This window comes from Paraburkholderia sp. J10-1 (assembly GCF_905220165.1).
Lineage (GTDB): Bacteria > Pseudomonadota > Gammaproteobacteria > Burkholderiales > Burkholderiaceae > Paraburkholderia.
Map to the genome: position 1 here is coordinate 84,655 of NZ_CAJMYW010000011.1, position 20,945 is coordinate 105,599.

A 20,945-nucleotide genomic window follows, 5' to 3' on the forward strand; every position below is an offset into this window, starting at 1 on the left:
CCGCCATGAGACTTTGCGCATTCATTGAAAGCGTCGGCGTGATTGGCCCGGGTCTTGCCAACTGGCCGCAGGCCGCAGACGTGCTCGCCGCGCGCACGCCCTACGCGAGCGCACGCACGGTGCTGCCGCCGCCGGAAGGTCTGCCGGCGGCAGAGCGCCGCCGCACCGGCGCGGTCGTCAAGACCGCGCTGGCCGTGGGCCACGAAGCCGTCGCGGCAAGCGGCCGCGACGCCACCACGCTGGCCACCGTGTTCGCCGCCTCGGGCGGAGATGGTCAGAACTGCCACATAATCTGCGACGCGCTTGCCGGCGAGGATCGTCTGCTTTCGCCCACGCGTTTTCACAACTCGGTGCACAACGCGCCGGCGGGCTACTGGAGCATTGCGACACGCGACCAGGCCACGTCGAACGTGCTGTGCGCGCACGACGGCAGCTTCGCAGCGGGTCTGATCGAAAGCGCGTGCCAGGTGGCCGTGGACGGCGTGCCTACCTTGCTGATCGCCTACGACGCCGACTATCCCGAGCCGCTGCACGCGCTGCGTCCCGTGGCCGATGCATTTGGCGTGGCGCTCGTGCTCGCGCCGCAGGCGAGCGCGACGACGATCGCGCGGCTCGATGTGACGCTCACCGAAGCGCTCGCGACGCCGCTTGCCTCGCCGGAACTCGAAGCGCTGCGCACGAACAATCCCGCCGCGCGTGCGCTGCCGTTGCTCGAAGCGCTGGCGTGCATGGAGAAGTCCGGCCGGCCGGCAAGCGTGGTTATCGACTATTTGCCCGAATTGCGCGTGCAAATCGACGTGGCGCCCGCGGGTGCGTTTGGAGAGGGCGCATGACGACGCAAGCCGCCCTGCCGGGTACCCTCGCGGACGTGATCGCGAGCGCTGCGACGATTGCGCCGATCGACCGCGCATGGATCGCGGCGCGCATACCGCATAGCGGCGCGATGTGCCTGCTCGATGGCGTGCAAGCGTGGGACGAAACGCATATCCGTTGTACGGCAACGAGCCATCGCGATCCACACAATCCGCTGCGCTCGCGCGGCCGTCTCGCGGCGGTATGCGGCGTGGAATTTGCCGCGCAGGCGATGGCGGTGCACGGCGCGTTGCTCGGTGCAATGGATGGTGCAGCGGCGGACCGCCCGCGCGTGGGTTTTCTTGCTAGCGTGCGCAACGTGATTGCGCACGTTGACCGCCTCGATACGCTCGCTACGCCGCTCGCGATCGAAGCCGAGCGCGTGAGCGGCAGCGGCAACACGATCCTCTATGGTTTTACGCTGCGCGGCGAGGGCCGCGTGCTGTTGACGGGACGCGCGGCGGTCATGCTCGACGCGTCCGCAGTCATTCGATGACAATACAAAAGGGAGCCCGACGATGAAATCCAAACGGTTCATACTTGCCGCGCTCGTGCTGGGCATGGCCAGCACGATGGCGCACGCCGACCTTCACGAAGTGAAGGAGAACATCAAGCACGACTCGAAGGAAGCGGCCACGAAAACCGGCCACGCCGCGCGCGACTTCGGCCACGCCACCGCGAATGCGGCGAAGACAGTGGGCCACGGCATCGCGCATGTGTCGCGCGAAGGCTACGAGGCCACGAAGCGTGCGACCAAGCGCGTGTTCCATAAAGACGGCAGCAGCGAAAGCAGCGAGAAGAGCCAGGCGTAAGGCGGTTTTCAGCTACGCGCCGGCATTCGTAGGCGTTTACCCTCGCGCGTACCTACGCTTCGCGCGCCTCCGTCCACTCGGCGTGCCTTCCCGTCCGCGCCCTGAAATCCGCCTCGCCAGCGTTCCCACTCAACACTTCAAGATACCGCCGCCCCTGCCGTTAATGCAGGGGCGGCGTCATCGCTCGCCTCGCGGCGAACGGTGCGCCTCACACCACAACAAAGATCGGGCCGGCCGCGGGCGCGACGTGCATCACACGCACTGCGGCAAGAAGAGGGGAAGAAGGTATGGTCTATTCCCAGGCGGCGGGAGCGTTCGGCGCAGCGGGATCACGGGGCGGTCAGTCGGAGGTGTCGAAAGAATCGAGCGAGGCCGTGAGCGGAGCGGATGCGGCGCTCGCTGAAGAGCGAAACGTACTCAGGCTGGTGTCGCGCAGCATGCCGCTGCCGGAACTGCTGGCGGAGGTCTGCTGCCGCGCCGAACGGCTGCTGGGCGAGGGCGCGAACTGCGCGATCCTGCAACTGGACGGCGACGGCCGGCGCCTGCGCATCGGCAGCGCGCCGTCATTGCCGGCGCAGTATCACGCCGCGTTCGACGGCACGCCGGTCGGTTCCGGCACGAGCCCGTCCGGCACGGCAATCCACGAGCGGCGCACGGTTTGCGTCGACGACTTCGAACGCGCAGACGAATGGGGCGAGTACCGCCGCATCGCGCTCGACAGCGGCCTGCGCGCAGTCTGGACCACACCGCTCGACGACGACAGTGGCGGCGTAATGGGTGCGCTCGCCGTGTACCAGAGCCGGCCCTGGCGGCCCACCGCGGCCGAGGAGGCGTTGCTGTGCGATATCGCCAGCAGCGTCGCGGCCATGCTCAACCAGCAGACCATGGCCGAGCGTCTCGCGCTGAGCGAAGAGCATCATCGCCTCGTGGTGGATCACCTTAACGAAGGCATCGTGATGCAGGCCCGCGACGACACCGTGCTCGCCTGCAACCGCAGCGCGCGGCGCATGCTGCGGCTGCCCGAGCACGCCATCGGCCTGAGCATCCTGAAGGTGATTCCGCGCGTGCTCGACGAAAGCGGCAAGCCGCTGCCCATCTCGAAGCGCCCGAGCATGCAGGCGCTCAAGACGGGCAAGCCGGTGCTCGGCGAGACGGTTGGCCTCGAACTCGCGGATGGCGAGATCGTGTGGGTGAGCGAGAACGTGCTGCCGATTTTCCGGTCCGGCGAAAGCGAGCCGGTTTCCGTGGTGGTTTCGTTCACCGACATCGGGCCCGTGCGCGAAGCGCAGCAGCAATTGCGCTATCTCGCCACGCGCGACCCGCTCACGGGGCTCTATAACCGCACGTTCCTCGCCGAGCGCATGCACACGCTGCTCGAAACGGCGAGTTGCTCGGCGCGGCCCGCGCTCCTCTTCGTCGATCTCGACGGCTTCAAGAAGGTCAACGACACGGGCGGCCACGAGGCGGGAGACTCGCTGCTGCGCGACGTGGGGCGGCGGCTCGCCGCTTGCGTGAGCGACGCGGACACGCTCGCGCGCGTGGGCGGCGACGAATTCGTGATCGCGGTGTGCTGCTACGAGAGCGTGGACGAACTCGTCGCGCTGGCGCAGCGCGTGCTCGCCGCGATCGCTGCGCCGTTCGCGGTGGCGGGCAACGAGTACTACCTGGGTGCGTCGATTGGCATCAGTCTGTATCCCGACGACGGCCGCAGCGCCGCCGCGCTCATCCGCAACGCCGACTCGGCCATGTACGCGGCCAAGCAGCGCGGCACCAACCAGTTCCAGTTCTTCACGACCGAATTGCGCCAGCGCCTGCAGCGCCGTTTCCAGATCGAGCGGGGGCTGCGCCGCGCGCTCGCTTCGGGCGAGCTGCGCCTCGTGTATCAGCCGATCGTGGATGGCGAAAGCGGCCGCATGATCGGCGCGGAGGCGCTGCTGCGCTGGGAGAGCGAGGAGCTGGGGCAGGTCTCGCCCGTGGAGTTCATTCCCGTGGCCGAGGACACCGGCATGATCATCCCGATCGGCCAGTGGGTGCTCGAGCATGCGTGCCGCCAGGCCGCGCAGTGGCGGCGCCTCTTTGCGCCCGACTTCGTCATGGCGGTCAACTTTTCGCCGCGCCAGATTGCAGACGGGCTGGTCGAACAGGTCGAGGACTGTCTTGCGCGTACCGGACTCGCGCCCGACGCGCTCGAAGTGGAGATCACCGAAGGCATTCTCATGAGCGACAGCCAGAGCGTGCTGCCTCTGCTGCACGCGCTCAACGACATTGGCGTGCGCATTTCGGTGGACGACTTCGGCACCGGCTATTCGTCGCTCTCGTATCTGAAGCGTTTTCCGCTGCACCATCTGAAGGTCGATCGCACGTTCGTGGCGGGCTTGCCGGGCAACCGCGATTCCGTGGCGATCACCCAGGCCGTCGTGGCGATGGCGCATTCGCTCGGCATGCGCGTGACCGCCGAAGGCGTGGAAACGCCCGAGCAGTCCTCGTTTCTCCGCTCGCTGCGCTGCGAGCGGCAGCAGGGTTACCTGTTCGGCCGTCCGGTGAGCGCCCAGGCCTGCGCGGCGCTGCTGCGCGAGCATGCCGCCGGCCACGTGCGGGAGGGCGCGTGAGGGCGCGTGGATGTGCCCGGATACGGCACGGTCGTGCGGAAGTAACAGGTTGAAAGCTGGCTCAAGAATTCCCGCGCGAGGCCGTAGACGGAAGACAGGGAACCGATGCCACGAGCATCGGTTCGCACCGGACAAAGCGGCACACGATAAGGACACGAGAGAATCATGGACAGCGGCTTCGCAATCGACGAACGAACGCGCCTGACAAGCACGAACCAGTTCGAACTCTTGCTATTCCGTCTCGGCGCGGCGCCGGGCAGCGAGGTGGGCGAAGTCTTCGGCATCAACGTTTTCAAGGTACGGGAAATCCTGAGCATGCCGGCGATCACGCCGATCGCGGCGTCGTCGCCCTACGTGCTGGGCGCGGCGAACATTCGCGGCCAGGTGATGCCCGTGATCGACCTGCCGCGGCTCATGGGCTGCGAGCCGGCCACGGGACTGAACATCCTGCTCGTGACCGAATTCGCGCGCTCCACGCAGGGCTTCGCGCTCGAAAGCGTGGACGAGATCGTGCGGCTCGAATGGAGCCAGGTGCTGACCGCCGACGTCACGATGGGCAACCGCGTGACGAGCATCGCGCGGCTCGAGAACGACCCCGAGAGCAAGCGGCTCGTGCAGGTGGTGGATGTGGAGCAGGTGCTGCGCGACGTGTTCCCGGCGCAGCACGGCGCGGTCGTGGCGGAGGACGTGGGCGAGCCCGCGATGATTCCGGCGGGCGCGAAGGTGCTGGCCGCCGACGACTCGGGATTCGCGCGCGAGTTGATCGGCCAGAGCCTCAAGGCGCTCGGCGTGGAATACACGATGGCGAAGACGGGCCTCGAAGCATGGAAACAGCTCGACGCGATCGCGACGAGCGCGGAGCGCGACGGCGTGCGTGCGAAGGATCGCATTGCGCTCGTGCTGACCGACCTCGAAATGCCGGAGATGGATGGCTTCACGCTCACGCGCAAGATCAAGGCGGACCCGCGGACCGTGGATATTCCCGTGGTGATCCATTCGTCGCTTACGGGCACCGCGAATGAAGCGCACGTAAAGAACGCTGGCGCGAGCGGTTATGTGGCCAAGTTCGCCGCTGGCGATCTGGCGGGGGCGATTCGCAGCGCGCTTGCCGGGAAGCCGGTTTACGCGTGATTCGCTTTGACTCTCGCTAACGCGCAAACAACCTCCCCAACTGCGGCTCGCTATCCCGCACCCCTGCGAGCCGCAGCGCGTGCCAGGCCATCGCGTAGTTGCTCGACAGCACGGGCTTGCCGGTCTGCGCTTCGATCTCCAGCACCAGCGAGGCCACGCGCAAACTCGTGCACGAGACGAACACCGCATCGGCGTCGTCGTGGCGCGCGAGCCTGTCTATCGCACTGCGAATCGAACTCGCGTCGATGCGCGCCACCTCGTTGTCGTCCGCATGCTCGAACGAGGCCATGCGCGTGACGGCCACGCCGCGCGCCTCGATGTAATCGCGCATGAAGTCGTTGATCGTTCGCACATAGGGCGTCAGCAGCGCCACGCGGCGCACGTCGAGTGCGCGCAGCGCGGCGAGCGCCGCCGTGATCGGCGTGGTGCATTCGATGCCGGGCCGTGCCTCGTGAATGCGCGAAGCGACTTTCTCTTCGCCTATGACCATAGAAGCCGAGGTGCAGCCGAACGCCACCACGTCCAGCCGCTCGCCGGGCAAGAGCAGGCTCACGGCCGGGGCGATGCGCGCTTCGATTTCCGCCAGACGCGGCGGCGTGATGTCCGGCGAATTCTCCACGCGGCTCTCGTAGAACGCCACGCCCGGCTGGCGCAACAAGTCGCGCCATTCGTGTTCGATCGTATGGTCGGTGGCCAGCACGACGAGGCCAATCGCGGCGCGGCGGGCAATGCCGCCGTCGAGCGCGAAATCGAGCTTCGTGTAGGTGTCCTCGTGATCTTGCGGCGGTGCGGTAGTGTTCATCTCAGCGTCAGTCCCGTCATGTCGAGTTCGGGTTCGCGCCCGGCCATGATGTCCGCGAGCAGTTTCGCGGTGCCGCACGACATGGTCCAGCCCATGTGCCCGTGCCCCGTGTTCAGGAAGAAGTTGCGATGGCGCGTGCGGCCGATCAGCGGCGTGCCTTCGGGCGTCATCGGGCGCAACCCGGCCCAGTAGGTCGGCTGCGTGTAGTCGGCGCCCTGAGGAAAGAGTTCGTGTGCCGCCTGCATCATGGACGTGTAATCCGAGGGCGTATGGCGCGTGTCGTAGCCCGCGAAATCCGCGGTGGCGGTGAAGCGCAGGCGCGCGCCGAATCGCGCCCACGCCACGAGGTGATTCTCGTCCACGCCGCCCATGTCGGGCGGCCGATGTTCGGGCCCGCAGGGGAACGTCGCCGAATAGCCCTTCACGGGATAGATCGCGATGCGGTAGCCGAGCGGCCGCGCGAGGATCGGCGACCAGGAGCCGAGCGCGAGCACGTAGTCGTCGCCCTGGATCACGCCGGCGCGCGTATGCACGCCGGTAATGCGGTCGCCGGCGGCTTCGATGGCCTCGATCGGGGCGTCGAACACGAAGTGCACGCCCATACGTTCGCAAACCTCTTTGAGCGCGCGCGTGAAGCGGTGCGCGTCGCCGCTCTCGTCGCTCGGGCAGTAAATCGCGCCGGCAATGCGCTCGCGCGCGTGGGCGAGCGCGGGTTCGCGCGCGGCGACGGCCGCGGCGTCGAGCGTTTCGAGCGGCAGGCCGTTTTCGACGAGGATCGACATGTGAGCGCGGCCGCGTTCGAACGAGGCGGCGTCGCGATAGAGATAGAGCAGGCCGCGGCTGATACGGTCGTATTCGAGCTGTTCGCGCGTCGTGACCTCTTGCAGTTGATGCTGCGAATAGCGGCATAACCGCACCTTGCGCGAGGTATTTTCGCGCGAGCGCGCTTCGGTACAGTTGGCCAGGAATTGCGCGCACCATGCCCACATGTGCGGATCGGCCCTGAGGTGCAGGCGCAGCGCCTGGCCCTCGACGAACAGCGATTTGAGCAGGATTTTCGGCGCGCGGGGCGAAGCCCACGTGTACGAATGGCCAGGCGCGACGAGCCCCGCGTTGGCGAAACTGGTTTCGAGCGCAACGCCCCCGCGTCGCTCGACCACGGTGACGTCGCGGCCATCGTGCGCGAGGTAGTACGCGCTCGTGACGCCTGCTATGCCGCCGCCCAGCACGATGGTCTTCATTCGCGCGCCTCCATGCGTGTATACAAAGTACCTTCACGCCGCCCCAAGCGCACGCGATTTGTATACGCGCATACCCTATAGCAGTTAAACGCTGGCATGCATCTATCATGGATAAGTCGTTATGCACCGGTCCCCATGCAAGCTGCGCGCCATGAGCGAGCGAGTCCTGCAGGGCATCGCACCGGACGAATTATTTCGTTTCGCTAACTGACCGCGCGGGCTCGCCTGCGTTGCGGCATCGCCCGGTCGGGTCCACGCTCAGGAGCCGCTCACATGAATCCTCAGAACAATGGCACGCTGCACGCAACCCTCGCGCTCACCTTCCTTTCGCTTGCCGCGCTCGCGCCTGGCTTCGCACAAGCCCAGACGATCAAGATCGGCGTGCCGGTGCCGCTTTCGGGCAGCAGCGCCGCAGCGGGCACGGATATCCTGAATGGCGCGAAGCTCGCGGCCGCGAAGATCAACGCGGCAGGCGGGGTGCTCGGCAAGCAGATCGAACTCGTACCCGAAGACGACGCCTGCGATGCGCAAACGGCGGTTCAGGCTGCGCAAAAGCTCGTGGATGCAGGCGTGGTCGCCGTGGCGGGCGGCTACTGCTCGAGCGCCGCATTGCCCGAGTTGACTGCGTTCCACCGGGCCGGCATTCCCTATGTGCTCGATGCCTCGACCAATCCGAAGCTCACGGAAATGGGCTACGACAACGTGTTTCGCACGATTGGCCGTGACGACGAGCAAGGGCCGTTTGCGGCCAGCTTCATGAAGAATTCGCTGCACGTGAAGCGCGCGGCGGTGATCGACGACAACACGACCTACGCGAAGGGTCTCGCGCAGAACACGGTCGAATCGCTCAAAAAGATGGGCGTAGACGTGGTGTATGCCGACTCGATCACGCCGGGCCAGATGGATTATTCGCCGACGCTTACCAAGGTATCCTCACTGAACCCGGACGTGATCTATTACACGGGCTACTTCTCGGAGGCGGGTCTGCTCGTGAAGGAAGCGCGCCAGGTGGGCCTGAAGATGACCTTCATGGGCGGCGATGGCACCAATGATCCGACGCTCATGAAGACGGCGGGGCCGGCCGCCGATGGCATGATCATCACGACCGCGCCGCTCGCGCAGTTCCTCGCGGGTGCGCACGACTACGTGGATCAGTACAACAAGTCCTATGGTCAAGGGCCGGGGCCGTATTCCGTGTATGAATACGACGCCGTGGGCGTGACGGCCAAGGCTATGGCCGATGCGAAGTCGGCCAAGCCCGCGGACATCAGCGCGGCGCTGCACAAGATCGCGAACTATCCGGGCGCCACGGGGACGATCGGTTTCAATCCGAAGGGCGATCGCAGCCGCGCCGTGTACATCACGGTCGTCGTGCACAACGATCAGTTCGAGCCTTATCAGCGCCAGGATGCAAACGGCAAGTGGGTGACCATGAAGTAAGCGCCCCGGGTCGCTCATGAGCACCTTTTTCCAGTTCGTCGTCGAGGGGCTGACGATCGGCTCGTTCTACGCGCTCGTCGCTCTCGGCTACACGATGGTCTACGGCATCATCCGGCTCATCAACTTCGCACACGGGGATCTCTTCATGGTGGGCGCGTTCATGGGCTGGACCGCGCTCGCCGCCCTCGCGGCCGCGCACCTGCCGCTCGCGCTCGCACTGTTCGTGGCCTTCGCGGTGGCCATGCTCGCGACCGGCCTGCTCGGCGTGGCGATCGCGCGCGTGGCGTACCAGCCTTTGCTGCGCGCGCCGCGCCTTTCCATTCTCATTACGGCGCTCGCCGTTTCGCTGCTGCTGGAGAACGGCGTGCTGATTGCCTACGGCGCGGGCTTTCGCACGTATCCGCACCTGCTCACGCATACCGGCTTCGATATTGCGAACGTGCACATTACGTTCGCGCAGATCGGCATTGTTGCGGCCAGCTTCGCGCTGATGAGCGCGCTGTATTTATTCGTACACCATACGTTTATCGGCACGGCCATGCGCGCGCTCGCCATCGACCAGGATGCGGCGCGCCTCATGGGCATCGACGTCGAGCGGCTCATCCAGCTCACGTTTTTTATCGGTTCGGCGCTCGCTGCGGTCGCCGGCGTGATGGAAGGGCTTTTCTACACGCAGATCAACTTCTTCATGGGCTTCGTGCTCGGCCTGCGCGCATTCACGGCGGCGGTGCTCGGCGGTATCGGCAATATTCCCGGTGCGATGGTGGGCGGCTTCCTGATCGGCTTGCTGGAAGCGTTCGGTGCGGGATATGTGTCCTCCCAGTGGACCGACGTGTTCGTGTTCGGCGTGCTGATTGCCGTGCTCGTGGTGAAGCCGACAGGGTTGTTCGGCGAACGCGTTGTCGAGAGGATGTGAGGCATGCGCGCACAGGCTGGGCAATCCCGGCAAACCACATGGGTCGCCGCCGTCGTGCTGATCGCGGCGGCGACCGCGTTGCCGGCCTTTGCAAGCGGCTATATCGTCGACGTCGGGCTCACCATCATCACGTATGCGATCCTCGGCCTCGGGTTGAACATCGTCGTGGGCTACGCCGGGTTGCTCGACCTCGGCTACGCGGCGTTCTTTGCCATTGGCGCCTACACCACGGCGCTGCTCGAAACCCTGCTGCATTTCTCGTTCTGGGCGACGCTGCCGTTCAGCCTCGCGTTCGCAGGCGCTTCCGGCGTCGTGATTGGCTATCCCACGTTGCGCCTGCGTAGCGACTATCTCGCCATTGTCACGCTCGGCTTTGGCGAGATCACGCGCATTGTCGCCACCAATCTCGACATTACCGGCGGCCCGAACGGCATCTACGGTATCGAGCCGCCGAGCCTGTTCGGCTTCGAGTTCAGTTCGCCGCGCTCGGTGTACGTGCTGGGCATGGTGTTCTTCATCGTCGTGCTCGTGTTCGCCGTGCGGCTCGGGCGTTCGCGCCTGGGGCGCGCGTGGACCAGCATCCGCGAGGATGAAGCCGCTGCCGAGGCGGTGGGCGTTGCGACCTTGCGCGTGAAGATGCTCGCCTACGTGTTAGGCGCGCTGATCGGTGGCCTGGCGGGCAGTCTGTTCGCCGCACGCTTCGGCACGATCGATCCCACAGCGTTCACGTATTTGCAGTCGGTGACGATCCTCATCGTCGTCGTGATGGGGGGGCGCGGCAGCATTCCCGGCGTAATACTGGGCGCGCTGATCGTTGCGGGGCTGCCGGAAATGCTGCGCTTCCTGAATCTGTGGCGCATTTTCGGCTTTGCCGTGGCGCTCGTCGTGCTCATGTTGTTGCGTCCGCAAGGATTGTGGCCCGCGCGCGTGAGGCGCGCCGCGCCGAGGCCCGAGGAAGCGACGGTGGCGCACGAAGCGGAAGCCGCAGAAGCGGCGGGCAAGGAATCCACGGCGGCCGTTTCTCTCGCCGATAGCGGCGGCCTCGAAGCCGCCGCCGCGCGCGAAACCCTGCTCGAGGTGCATGCCCTCGAGCGTCGCTTTGGCGGCGTTCGCGCGATCGGCGGGATCAGCTTCCAGGTGCGCAGCGGCGAGATTCTCGCGCTGATCGGCCCGAACGGCGCGGGCAAGACCACGGTGTTCAACTGTCTGACGGGTGTGATCCGCCCAACCGGCGGACGGCTCGTCTGGCGCGGCGAAGCGCTTGCCGGTGGCGCGCCCCATCGCAACGTGCATCGCGGCATAGCGCGCACGTTTCAGGGCATCCGGCTCTTTAACCACATGAGCGCGTTCGAGAACGTGCTGATCGGCATGGATCATCGTCTGCACACGGCCCTCGTGGCGGAGTTGCTGGGCACGCGCGCCGCGCGCGCCGAGGCTGCGGAGCACGGCGCGCTCGGGCAGCGCTGGCTCGATCTCGTAGGGCTCGGCGCGCGCGCGAGCGAATATGCCTCGGACCTTCCGTATGGCGATCAGCGCAGGCTGGAAATCGCCCGCGCGCTGGCGAGCCAGCCGCGCCTCCTGCTGCTCGACGAGCCCGCCGCCGGCATGAACCCCACCGAAAAACACGCGTTGATGGCGCAGATCCGCCGCATCCGCGACCTGGGCGTGACAGTGCTGCTGATCGAGCACGACATGGCGCTGGTGATGGGCGTGTCGGACCGCATCATCGTAATGGATCATGGCGAGATCATTGCCGAGGGCACGCCCGTGCAAATCCAGAACAACCCCGTGGTGATCGACGCCTATCTCGGCACGGCCGAAGAAGACGACGGACCGGACGCCGCGGACGGGGAGAAGTCGTTATGGAGTTAGACACGGCCGCCAAACTTCTCGACGTTCGCGACCTGCGCGTGAACTACGGCAACATCGAAGCGCTGCATGGCGTTTCGCTCGACGTCGAGCCGGGCGAGATCGTTGCGCTGCTCGGGGCCAACGGCGCGGGCAAGACCACGACGCTGCGCACCATCTCCGGGCTGCTGCGCCCGCGCGGCGGAAGCATTGCGTTTGCGGGGCAGGCGCTCGTCGGGCTGCCGTCGCATCGTATCGTTGCGCTTGGAATCGGGCATGTGCCTGAAGGGCGGCGCATTTTCGGCGGCCTGACCGTCGAGGAGAATTTGCGCCTTGGCGGTTACCTCTTGCGGCACGACGCCGGCGCGCTCGATCAAGGCATTGCTCAGGCATACGAAACATTCAGCAGACTGCGCGAGCGCAAGGAGCAGCTCGCGGGCACGCTAAGCGGTGGCGAGCAGCAGATGCTGGCGATTGCGCGCGCGCTCATGCTCAAGCCGAAACTCGTGCTGCTCGACGAGCCTTCAATGGGGCTTGCGCCCAAGCTCGTACGCGCGATCTTCGAAGTGATCGCGCGCATCAGCCACGCAGGCACGGCGGTGCTGCTGGTGGAACAGAACGCGCGGCAGGCGCTGCGCATTGCGAATCGGGCGTATGTGCTGGAAGGCGGCCGCGTGGCGCTCGCGGGTCCGGCCCACGAACTGGCCGACGACAACCGGGTGCGTGCCACCTATCTTGGCGGCGGCGCAGCGGCGCAGGAGGGTGGGGGGGCATAGGTGGTCAGCCAAAACATCCGTGTTGCATAAATTGCAAATCATTCTCGTTTGCATTAGCAATTCATCGTCATCCGATGCAAAATACAGAACACGACGACCTCGCGCGATGTGCTCACAGAAAAATTGCGCAAAAATAGACAAACTTAGCTGAATCAGCGAAGAAATTCCGGACTCATGGATCAGATCAGCTGCCATCGACCTGAACTCACGCAGCGCACGTTCGAACGGCCCTTCACGGCGACAAGCCATGAATACGATGCAGGTGTGAGGCAGGCGCGGCGCTCGCACGATCAGGCACAGCTCGTTTTCACCACGAGCGGCGTGCTGCGCGTGGCGACGCCCATCGGCATGTGGACGCTTGGTCCGCATCGCGGGCTGTGGCTTGCGCCGCGCGTGGGCCACGAGTTGATCGCGACGAGCGCGGTGCGCATGCATCGCGTGGTCTTCGAGCCGCAGGCGTCGCCGTGGCCGGAATCCGCATGCCACGCCGTGAGAGTTTCGTCGCTGCTACGCGAACTGGTGGTGGCGATGGTCGAAGACCGCGAGCGCAACTCGGAGTGCCGCCACGCGCTCATTACCCCGCTGTTGCTCAGTGAAATGCGCCAATCGCGCGAAGCGTCGGGCGCAGGGCTGCCGTTGCCGCTCGACCGCCGTTTGCGGCAGATTTGCGATGTCCTGCTGGCGGACCCGGCGAATGGCGACTCGCTTTCCGTCTGGGGCGAGCGTGTGGGCGCGAGCGAGCGCACGCTCGCGCGGCTTTTCAAGGACGAAACAGGGCTGACGTTCGGCCACTGGCGCCAGCAGTTGCGCATCGTCGAGGCGGTTTCGAAGCTCGCGCAAGGCGTGCGCGTGGCGGAGATCGCGGCGGAACTCGGTTACGCGAATGCGAGCGCGTTCATCACGATGTTTCGCAAGACGATGGGCGAGACGCCCCAGCGGTATCTAAAAAGCGAGCCGCGTTGAGCCGAGCGTGCCCTCGCGACCCGCTTACATCTGCCGGAACAGGTGAGCGTACTGCCGGCTCACCGCGAGCGCGCCGGCATGGCCGCGCAGCTGCAGTGTCATCTTCCCGATCGCGCTGACCGAGGCGCTTTCCACCTGATCCACATTGACCACCGTGCCGCGGTGCACCTGCCAGAAACGCTCGGGGTCCAGTTGCGCGCACAACTCTCGCAGGCTCGTGCGGATCAGCAGTTCGCCGCTGCGCGTCGTGACCACGACGTACTTGTCCGCTGCTTCGAAGTACAGAACATCTTCCACCGGCACCATGCGGATGTCGTTGCCGCTGGAAGCGCGCAGATAACGCAGCGGCGTCGCGCGCGGGGTGTCATCCGTGTTGCCCGCTCGCGCACCGGCCCGCGCTTCGCGAACGTCCTGCGTGATCGCTTCCAGCTGGCGCAGCACGCGTTGCAGATCCGCCTGCATTTGCGGCGCCTCGGTGTCGCTCGCCGCCGATCGCGCGAGCCGTGCGCGCAGGCGCTCCACCGTACGCGCGAGCCGCGCGGTTTCCACGGGTTTGAGCAGATAGTCGATGGCCGCGGCCTCGAAGGCTTCGAGCGCGTAAGCGTCGTAGGCGGTGACGAACACGATTTGCGGTGGCGCGGCGAGATTCGCGCAGGCGCGCGCGACATCGAGGCCGGTCGCGCCGGGCATGGCGATGTCGAGGAACGCGACGTCGGGCTGTAGCTTACCGATTTGCTCGATGGCTTCGTGGCCGTTGCCAGCCGTCGCCACGATGCGCAATTCCGGCCACACGGCGGCGAGTTCTCGCGCAAGCGCGGCGGCGATCAGCGGCTCGTCCTCGGCGATCAGCGCGGTCGGGGTGTCACGGGTTCGTGTCACATCGCCGGGCGTGTGGTTTTTCATGATCGGGACTCCTGCACGCTCACGTCAAGCGCATGACGCAAAGGCAGCCGCACACGCGCCACGAGGCCGTGCGGCACGTTCTCGATCAGCGTGAGCGACGCCTGCTCGCCGTAGAGCGCCGCAAGCCGCTCGCGCACATTCACGAGCCCGACGCCCGCGCCCTGGGTGCCCGGCGTCGCGCCAAAACCCGGGCCCGTGTCGGTCACGGTCAGCTCGACATGTTCATCGACGCGCCGTGCGACGACGTCGATTCTGCCGCCCTCGAGCGCGCCCTGAATGCCGTGCTTGAGCGCGTTTTCCACGAGCGGCTGCAGCAGCATGGGCGGCACCGGGAGATCGGCACAATCGCGCGGCAGGTCGAACGAGTAGACGAGGCGCGCTCCGATGCGCATGGCGTGCACAGCGAGCATCGCGTCGAGCACCTTGAACTGCACCGCGAGCGTTTCGCTTTGGGCGCGCGAGGCCTCCAGCGTCGCGCGCAGGAAACGGTTGAGGCTGGCGAGCAGCTCGCGCGCACGAGGGGGATCGGACGCGATCAGGCTGTCGAGCGTCGCCAGCGTGTTGAAGAGAAAGTGCGGCTCGATTTGCGCCTGCAGCGCCTGCAGGCGCGCGCTGAGCGCTGTGCGCTCGGCGGCTTCCTTTTGCCACGCCGTGCGCGCGACCTGCTCGCTCAGCTCGGCAATGCGCGTGCGCGACCAGCCATACCAGGTGACGAGCAGCGTGGCGGTGAGCGCAATCCAGCCCGTCAGCGGGAGATCTTTCGTCTCGAACGCGTAGCGCAGGCCCAGGCCAAGCACCACGCTTGCAATGGAGCGTCCGAGCTCCGCGCCGAGCATGATGGCCAGCACCATCGCGAGAGCGAGCCGCGGGCCCGTGAGGGCGTTGCGGCGCTGCAGGAAGAAGCGGGCGACGTCGAGCAGCAGCATGATCGAGAGCCCGATCGCCTGGCTGAATACGAAGTTGTCGATGAATCGGTGAAAGCCAACGGCGGTGAGCGCGACGGCGATCAGTGTGTTCCCGACGACGACGATCGCCCCCTCGCGCGCGAACCCGGCCAGCAGGACATTCGCAGCCGGCGCAGGGTGGCGGGCGGAGGCGTTCGGAAACTCGACGTGCATGCCAGGAATCATGCGATCCAGCTCGTGACGATGAGATTGAGCAGCCGATGTGGCGTCGCAACGGCGGCGAGGCCGGCCGCAACGAGCGCGAAGAACGAACCGCGCATGGCCAGACGGTGGCCGCGCACGTTGCCGTGGCGAATTGCCCAGACGGCGCGCCCGACGCTCGCGAACGTCAGCAGCGAAAGGCCGTGAACCCAGGAAAAATGCCCCGGATTCAGTTCGCGGATGTCGAACGAACTGAGTGCAGTCGCGAACATCATCAGCACCCACAGGCGGCCGAGCCATTTGTGCCGAATGCTGCCTTTTTCGGCCAGCGTGACGGCGGTTCCGAGTATGACAGAAAGCGTAGCGGCGACGACGTGCGCCGCAATGATGACAGGCATGCTGGCTCTCCTTGGCAGGTCGAGCGGAGTCGATGGCTGCAGTGTGGAGAGCGGCGCGGCGGTGAGCGAGGGGCTTGCGACGAACGGTGGGAAAGTGGCCGCGAACGGGGGCTGGCGCGGCGCGGGTGGTGGCGGATCAGGCGCGAGCGGGCGGCAGCGCCCTCGCCATTTCCGTCGTCGCGCCCCACCCGAGGCCTTCATAGAGCCCACGCCCCTGTTCGGTGGCGTGCAGAATCGCGTACGTCACCCCTCGCCGTGCGAATGCCTCATCGGCGAGCCGCATGAGTTCGCGCGCGAGACCGCGCCGCCGCGCGCCGGGCTCGACGTAGACGTTGAGCACATAACCGCGCTGGGCCGTTTCGGGGTGTAGAGGATGCGGCGGCCAGTCGATCAACATGAGCCCGATGCCCGCGATCGCCACGCCGTGCTCGCTCAGCACGTAGCCAAAGTACGCGCCATTGGCAAGCCGCGGCGCGAGCCAAGCGCGAAAATGCTCCGTCATCGTACGCAGCGTGGCCTCGTCGCGGCCCGCTTCGCGGAACATGGCTTCGCGATGACGGCAGATCAGTTCGAGGTCTTGAACATCGAGAGGGCGCACATCCATGCGGTTCTTCTCCTGAGAGCGGACCGCACAGATTACCTCAGCCTCAGCCTCAACCTCAACCCGGCGGCGTGCGTTCGATTTCCCGCAGAATCTCTTCGAACGGTGCGGGCTTCACGAGATGCCGGTCGAAGCCGGCCTCGCTCGCCGCCAGGCGGTCGCGCTCCTGGCCGTAGCCCGTGAGCGCGATCAATTGCACGCGTGCCGTCGCGGCCTCGGCGCGCAGCGCCTTCGCCAGCGCGTGACCGTCCATGCCGGGCAGACCGATGTCGAGTATCGCCACGTGAGGCAGGAAAGTCTGCGCGAGCGCGAGCGCACTCGGGCCGTCGTGGGCCACACGCACCTCGTGGCCTTCGAGTTCCAGCAGCATGAGCAGCGACGAGGCGGAATCCACATTGTCGTCGGCGATCAGCACGCGGCGGCGCGGCGGCGCAGTGTGTTCTCCGGCGCCCGGCGTCTGCTCGCACGGCGCTTCGCACTGCGGCGCTCGCGCGAGCGGCAGACGCACGACGAACTCCGAGCCGCGCCCGAGCCCGTCCGAATTCGCGCTCGCCGAGCCGCCATGCAATTCCGCGAGTTCGCGCACGAGCGCGAGGCCAATGCCGAGGCCGCCGTCGGCGCGCTTCACGGCCTCGCGCGACTGCATGAAGAGATCGAACACGTAGGGCAGTTCGTCGTGCGCGATGCCGATGCCGTTGTCGCGCACGCGAATCAGGATCTCGTAGACGTCCGCTTCGAGCCGCAAGGCGATCTGGCCGCCTTCGGCGGTGTACTTCGCCGCGTTGGAAAGCAGGTTGCTGATGATCTGCGCCACGCGTATCGCGTCGCCGGTCACATGGCACGGCTCGCAGTCGATCTCGACCGTGAGCGTTTGCGACTTCGCGTCGAGGAACGGGCGGCTCGTTTCCACAGCGATCGCGACGATCTCGCGCAGGTCGAGCGTGCTCATCTGCAGCGTGATCTTGCCGTGAGAGATGCGCGAGACGTCGAGCAGGTCGTCGACGAGACGCCCGAGATGCTCGACCTGGCGGCTCGCGATCTGCCGCGCGTCGGCGCGTATGGTGTCGTTCGCGCCGTGGCGCGGGTCGAGCAGTTCGATGGCGTTGCGGATCGGCGCGAGCGGATTGCGCAGTTCGTGCGCAAGCGTCGCGAGAAAGCGGTCCTTGCGGCGGTCGGCGTCGCGCAACGCTTTTTCGGCGGCGTAGAGGCGCAGCAGTGCGCGCACGTTCGCCACGAGTTCGGCGGGTTCGACGGGTTCGGTCAGGTAGCTGTCGGCGCCGCCGTCGAGCGCGAGAATCTTGTCGCGCGTTTGCACTGCCGCGGCCGAGGTTTGCAGCACGAGCGTGGAGTTCGTTTCCGGGTCCGACTTGATGAGGCGGCACACCTCGATACCGCTGATGTCGGGCAGCTTCACGTCGAGCAGCACGATCGCGGGCGCCTGTTCACGCACGGCTTCGAGCGCGGCCTGGCCTGTGGCGGCTTCGATCACGGCGTAGCCGGCGTGGCGCAGCACGCGAGACTTCACATAGCGCGCGCCTTCGTTGTCGTCGACGTTGAGGATGAGCGTGGCGGGTGCGTTCATGGCGCGTCCCCGGAGGTCTCGCGTTCGTCCTCGAAGGACGTAGCGAGGCGCACCGGCATGTTCAGGCGGAACGTCGAGCCCACGCCGGGCTCGCTTTCCACCCCCACTTCGCCACCCAGCAGCGCCGCGAGCTTGCGGCATAGCGGCAGGCCAAGACCCGTTCCCTTCACGCGCTGCTGCAGGCGGTTCTGCACCTGGCCGAACTCCTCGAAAATGATCTGGTGGTGCTCGGGCGCAATTCCGATGCCCGTGTCCGCGACGAAGAAGGTGATCCGCGCGTCGTCGCCATCGCCGGGCATGCACTGGGCGCCGACGCGTATTTGTCCGTGCTCGGTGTACTTGATCGCGTTCGAGACGAAATTGCGCAGGATCTGCGTGAGCTTCGGTTCGTCGGTGTAAAGCTGCGGCAGGCCTGTCGTGGCGCCAAATTCGAGCGTGACGTGCGGCGTGTCGAGCAGCGGCATCAGCATCGTGCGCAGCGCGGCGAAGAGGTCGGCGGCGTCGAACCACGCGGGAACGACTTCGGTCTTGCCGGCTTCGATCTTCGCGAGGTCGAGCAGATCGTTCACGGTCTCGCCCAGGCTTTCCGCAGACGAAAGAATCAACCGGACCTGGCGCTCCTGCTCCACGCTCAGGTCGCCGTCGAGCCGGTTGAGCAGCAGGTTCGCGAGCGCGCGGATCGAACTGAGCGGCGTGCGCAGTTCGTGGCTCATGTTCGAGAGAAAGCGCGTTTTCATCATGTCGGCGCGGCGCAGCTCCTCGGCGCGCTCGTCGAGCTCGGCGTAGAGCGCCACCACACCGCGGTTGGTCGCCTCCAGCTCCTGTGCGAGGCGCGAGAGTTCGTCCTGGCGTTCGCGCAGCTCGTCGAGCGCCGTGACGAGTTCGCGGTTTTGCTGCTGCAGTTCTTCGAGCGAGTCGCCGTGCACGCCCTCTTGCGGACTGCGTGCGGACAGTTCCCGCACGATGCGATCGAGTTCCTCGCCGCCCACCGCGCCGCGCTCTTGCGGCAAGTCGCGGGCCATGGTGACGGTCGTGCCGCTCGCCGAGGAGCGAATGTCGAAGCGGTCCATCAGACGCCGGCTGCCCGTAATGCCGAGGCCCATGCCGCCGGGCGATTGATACGTGCCGTCGAGCACGGCTTCGAGCTCGCGCACGCCGGGGCCGTGGTCGCTCACCTGCACGGCGAGCGCTTCGTGTGAGCGCTCGCTTTCCAGCGCGAAGGTGACTTCGCCGCCGCCCGCATATTCAAAGGCGTTGCGGGCGATTTCGGAGACGGCGCTCGCAATGCGCGTCTGATCGAGCGGCGAGAAGCCGAGCCCGGCGGCCAGTTCGCGCGCGCGGCGGCGCGCGGCAACGACGTCCTGGGCGGTTTCAAGCCGGATGCGCAGCAGGGGCTTATTCATGATTCAACTGTACTCCGGGGCGGGCGCGCACGACGACGACGGTGGCGTCGTCGCGCCGGCGCGCGAAGTCTCGGTAGAGGACGGCCGCGATCACGGCGGCGGGCTGGTTGGCGAGTCCGGGCCAGGCGGCAAGATCCCAGCGGGTGCCGATACCATCCGAATGCAGCACGAGGAGCGCGTTCTCGCTCCACGTCAGCTCGAACTCCTGGGTGCCGCGCATCGTGTGGCCCACGATGCCGTTGCGCGAGACGATCTGGTAGCACTCGCGCGCGGAAGGTGTGCCGGCGCTGGTGGCCCGGTGCGTATGGCCGGATGGGGCGTGGCTATCGCTGGAGCGGCGTTCCGCGGGACGGCCCGCGCCATACGCGGCCGCGGAGATGTTGCCCGTGCCGCAAAACGCGAGCGTGCCGCGCACGAGGTCGATGCGCACGAGCGCCAGCGCGGCCCCGCGCGTCGGGCGCAGCGCCGCGTGCGAGAGTTCCATGAGCGCGGCGGGCGCGAGCCCGGCGCGGCGGCGCAGCACGTCGAGCGCGGCCACGGCGGCCACGTGGGCTTCGGCGCCGTGGCCGAGACCGTCTGCCAGTGCGAGCGTGAGGCCGCTCTGGTCGGCCTGCGCGAGCCACCCGTCGCCGCAGACTTCCTCGCCGGGATAGGGCACGCACACCGCGCCGATCTCGGGTCCGGTGAATGCCGCGTGGGCGGCGTTGCCGCCGCTCTTTTGCACGAGCGCGCGCAGCACGGTGCCCATGCCCGGCTGCGCGTAGACGGCGAACTGGTTCGAGAGCCGCCGCATTGCGCCGAGCCCGGTGCCGGGCGTGCCGGTCGTGGAGTGGCCGTCGGCGAGCGCCGCGCCCACGTCGGTCATGCCGGGGCCGCTGTCGAGCGCGATCAGCTCCACTGCGCCTTCGAGCGCTCGCACGAGCAACTCGCCGTGGCCGGCGTGCTTGAGGATGTTGGTGGCCGCTTCGGTGAGCACGATCGCGAGGCGCCCGGCGTCGGTCTCGGTGAGCGCGGCAATGCGCGCGGCTTCGGCTGCGCCGCGGCGTGCATAGGCGACGCTGCTTGCGTCGCCAATCTCGAAGGACCGGTGGCTGCCGCCGGCGGAACCGGCCGCGCCGTCTAGCGTACTTTCCATTTCGTGATGGTGACCGTCGTGCCGGCACCCTGAGTCGATTCGATCGTGAACTCGTCACACAGGCGCCGCGAGCCGCCCAGGCCCAGACCCAGGCCATTGCCGCTCGTGAAGCCGTCTTGCAGCGCGCGTTCGATGTCGGTAATGCCCGGGCCCTGATCGACGAACGTGAGCCGCAGGCCCACGCGCACGCCTCGTTCCAGCACTTCCAGCCGCGCGTCGCCGCCGCCGCCGTGCTGCAGCGTGTTGCGCGCGAGTTCGCTCGCCGCCGTCACGAATTTGGTTTGCTCGATGAGCGAAAACCCCTGCGCGATGGCGGCGTCGCGCACGATCTGTCGCAGCCGGACGATTTCCTCGTCCGATCGCAGGCTCACCTGGGCCGCGAGCCTTCCGGTCGTGTCGTTGCTATTCATGATCGAATGCAAGAGAC

At 66.8% G+C, this 20,945-nt stretch carries 20 protein-coding genes; 10 read left to right on the forward strand and 10 right to left on the reverse strand.

The window, feature by feature from the left end:
* The first annotated feature begins 5 nt into the window (after window positions 1-5).
* From U5A65_RS28870 to U5A65_RS28890, 5 genes are all read left to right on the forward strand, one after another.
* Complete coding sequence (locus tag U5A65_RS28870) at window positions 6-833, forward strand: beta-ketoacyl synthase chain length factor (protein WP_321948636.1); 828 nt, start codon at window positions 6-8, stop codon at window positions 831-833.
* Window positions 830-1,348: a hotdog family protein gene (locus U5A65_RS28875; protein WP_321948637.1), complete on the forward strand. Its 519-nt coding sequence runs from the start codon at window positions 830-832 to the stop codon at window positions 1,346-1,348. Before U5A65_RS28870 ends, U5A65_RS28875 begins: the two co-directional genes overlap by 4 nt.
* A gap of 22 nt (window positions 1,349-1,370) precedes the next feature.
* Window positions 1,371-1,664, forward strand: a complete 294-nt coding sequence (locus U5A65_RS28880) for a hypothetical protein (RefSeq protein ID WP_321914101.1) — start codon at window positions 1,371-1,373, stop codon at window positions 1,662-1,664.
* Between the two features lie 287 nt (window positions 1,665-1,951).
* The gene (locus tag U5A65_RS28885; protein WP_321948638.1) at window positions 1,952-4,273 is read left to right on the forward strand and encodes an EAL domain-containing protein; all 2,322 of its coding nucleotides are present in this window, start codon (window positions 1,952-1,954) and stop codon (window positions 4,271-4,273) included.
* A gap of 165 nt (window positions 4,274-4,438) precedes the next feature.
* The gene (locus tag U5A65_RS28890) at window positions 4,439-5,404 is read left to right on the forward strand and encodes a chemotaxis protein (protein ID WP_321914099.1); all 966 of its coding nucleotides are present in this window, start codon (window positions 4,439-4,441) and stop codon (window positions 5,402-5,404) included.
* A 16-nt stretch (window positions 5,405-5,420) separates the two neighbouring features.
* Here U5A65_RS28890 and U5A65_RS28895 read toward each other — a convergent pair whose 3' ends face one another.
* Window positions 5,421-6,206, reverse strand: coding sequence for an aspartate/glutamate racemase family protein (locus tag U5A65_RS28895; RefSeq protein WP_321948639.1), 786 nt, complete (start codon window positions 6,204-6,206; stop codon window positions 5,421-5,423).
* Window positions 6,203-7,447, reverse strand: coding sequence for a D-amino acid dehydrogenase (locus U5A65_RS28900; RefSeq protein WP_321948640.1), 1,245 nt, complete (start codon window positions 7,445-7,447; stop codon window positions 6,203-6,205). Before U5A65_RS28900 ends, U5A65_RS28895 begins: the two co-directional genes overlap by 4 nt.
* 273 nt (window positions 7,448-7,720) lie before the next feature.
* Between U5A65_RS28900 and U5A65_RS28905 the strand changes: the two genes are divergently transcribed.
* The 5 genes from U5A65_RS28905 to U5A65_RS28925 all read left to right on the forward strand — a co-directional run bounded on the left by U5A65_RS28905 (window position 7,721) and on the right by U5A65_RS28925 (window position 13,390).
* Window positions 7,721-8,887: a branched-chain amino acid ABC transporter substrate-binding protein gene (locus tag U5A65_RS28905; protein ID WP_321914096.1), complete on the forward strand. Its 1,167-nt coding sequence runs from the start codon at window positions 7,721-7,723 to the stop codon at window positions 8,885-8,887.
* 16 nt (window positions 8,888-8,903) lie between these two features.
* A complete protein-coding gene (locus tag U5A65_RS28910; RefSeq protein WP_321936650.1) occupies window positions 8,904-9,803 on the forward strand; it encodes a branched-chain amino acid ABC transporter permease in 900 nt (299 codons plus the stop codon).
* Window positions 9,804-9,806: 3 nt separating this feature from the next.
* Entirely contained in the window at window positions 9,807-11,675 is a 1,869-nt protein-coding gene (locus U5A65_RS28915) for an ABC transporter permease subunit (protein ID WP_321936651.1), read from the forward strand.
* The gene (locus U5A65_RS28920) at window positions 11,666-12,427 is read left to right on the forward strand and encodes an ABC transporter ATP-binding protein (protein WP_321936652.1); all 762 of its coding nucleotides are present in this window, start codon (window positions 11,666-11,668) and stop codon (window positions 12,425-12,427) included. Before U5A65_RS28915 ends, U5A65_RS28920 begins: the two co-directional genes overlap by 10 nt.
* 174 nt (window positions 12,428-12,601) lie before the next feature.
* Window positions 12,602-13,390, forward strand: a complete 789-nt coding sequence (locus tag U5A65_RS28925) for a helix-turn-helix transcriptional regulator (RefSeq protein WP_321948641.1) — start codon at window positions 12,602-12,604, stop codon at window positions 13,388-13,390.
* Window positions 13,391-13,414: 24 nt separating this feature from the next.
* Here U5A65_RS28925 and U5A65_RS28930 read toward each other — a convergent pair whose 3' ends face one another.
* From U5A65_RS28930 to U5A65_RS28965, 8 genes are all read right to left on the reverse strand, one after another.
* Window positions 13,415-14,293: a LytTR family DNA-binding domain-containing protein gene (locus U5A65_RS28930; RefSeq protein WP_321914091.1), complete on the reverse strand. Its 879-nt coding sequence runs from the start codon at window positions 14,291-14,293 to the stop codon at window positions 13,415-13,417.
* Complete coding sequence (locus U5A65_RS28935; RefSeq protein WP_321914090.1) at window positions 14,290-15,423, reverse strand: sensor histidine kinase; 1,134 nt, start codon at window positions 15,421-15,423, stop codon at window positions 14,290-14,292. The genes U5A65_RS28930 and U5A65_RS28935 overlap by 4 nt, the downstream gene beginning before the upstream one ends.
* Window positions 15,420-15,797, reverse strand: a complete 378-nt coding sequence (locus U5A65_RS28940) for a DUF2306 domain-containing protein (RefSeq protein ID WP_321914089.1) — start codon at window positions 15,795-15,797, stop codon at window positions 15,420-15,422. The genes U5A65_RS28935 and U5A65_RS28940 overlap by 4 nt, the downstream gene beginning before the upstream one ends.
* A 136-nt stretch (window positions 15,798-15,933) precedes the next feature.
* A complete protein-coding gene (locus U5A65_RS28945; protein WP_321936656.1) occupies window positions 15,934-16,401 on the reverse strand; it encodes a GNAT family N-acetyltransferase in 468 nt (155 codons plus the stop codon).
* A 55-nt stretch (window positions 16,402-16,456) separates the two neighbouring features.
* Window positions 16,457-17,980, reverse strand: a complete 1,524-nt coding sequence (locus tag U5A65_RS28950; protein ID WP_321948642.1) for a response regulator — start codon at window positions 17,978-17,980, stop codon at window positions 16,457-16,459.
* Entirely contained in the window at window positions 17,977-19,383 is a 1,407-nt protein-coding gene (locus tag U5A65_RS28955; RefSeq protein ID WP_321948643.1) for a sensor histidine kinase, read from the reverse strand. Before U5A65_RS28955 ends, U5A65_RS28950 begins: the two co-directional genes overlap by 4 nt.
* Window positions 19,376-20,518: an ATP-binding protein gene (locus U5A65_RS28960; RefSeq protein WP_321948644.1), complete on the reverse strand. Its 1,143-nt coding sequence runs from the start codon at window positions 20,516-20,518 to the stop codon at window positions 19,376-19,378. Before U5A65_RS28960 ends, U5A65_RS28955 begins: the two co-directional genes overlap by 8 nt.
* Entirely contained in the window at window positions 20,503-20,928 is a 426-nt protein-coding gene (locus tag U5A65_RS28965; protein ID WP_321948645.1) for an ATP-binding protein, read from the reverse strand. Before U5A65_RS28965 ends, U5A65_RS28960 begins: the two co-directional genes overlap by 16 nt.
* Between the last annotated feature and the right edge of the window lie 17 nt (window positions 20,929-20,945).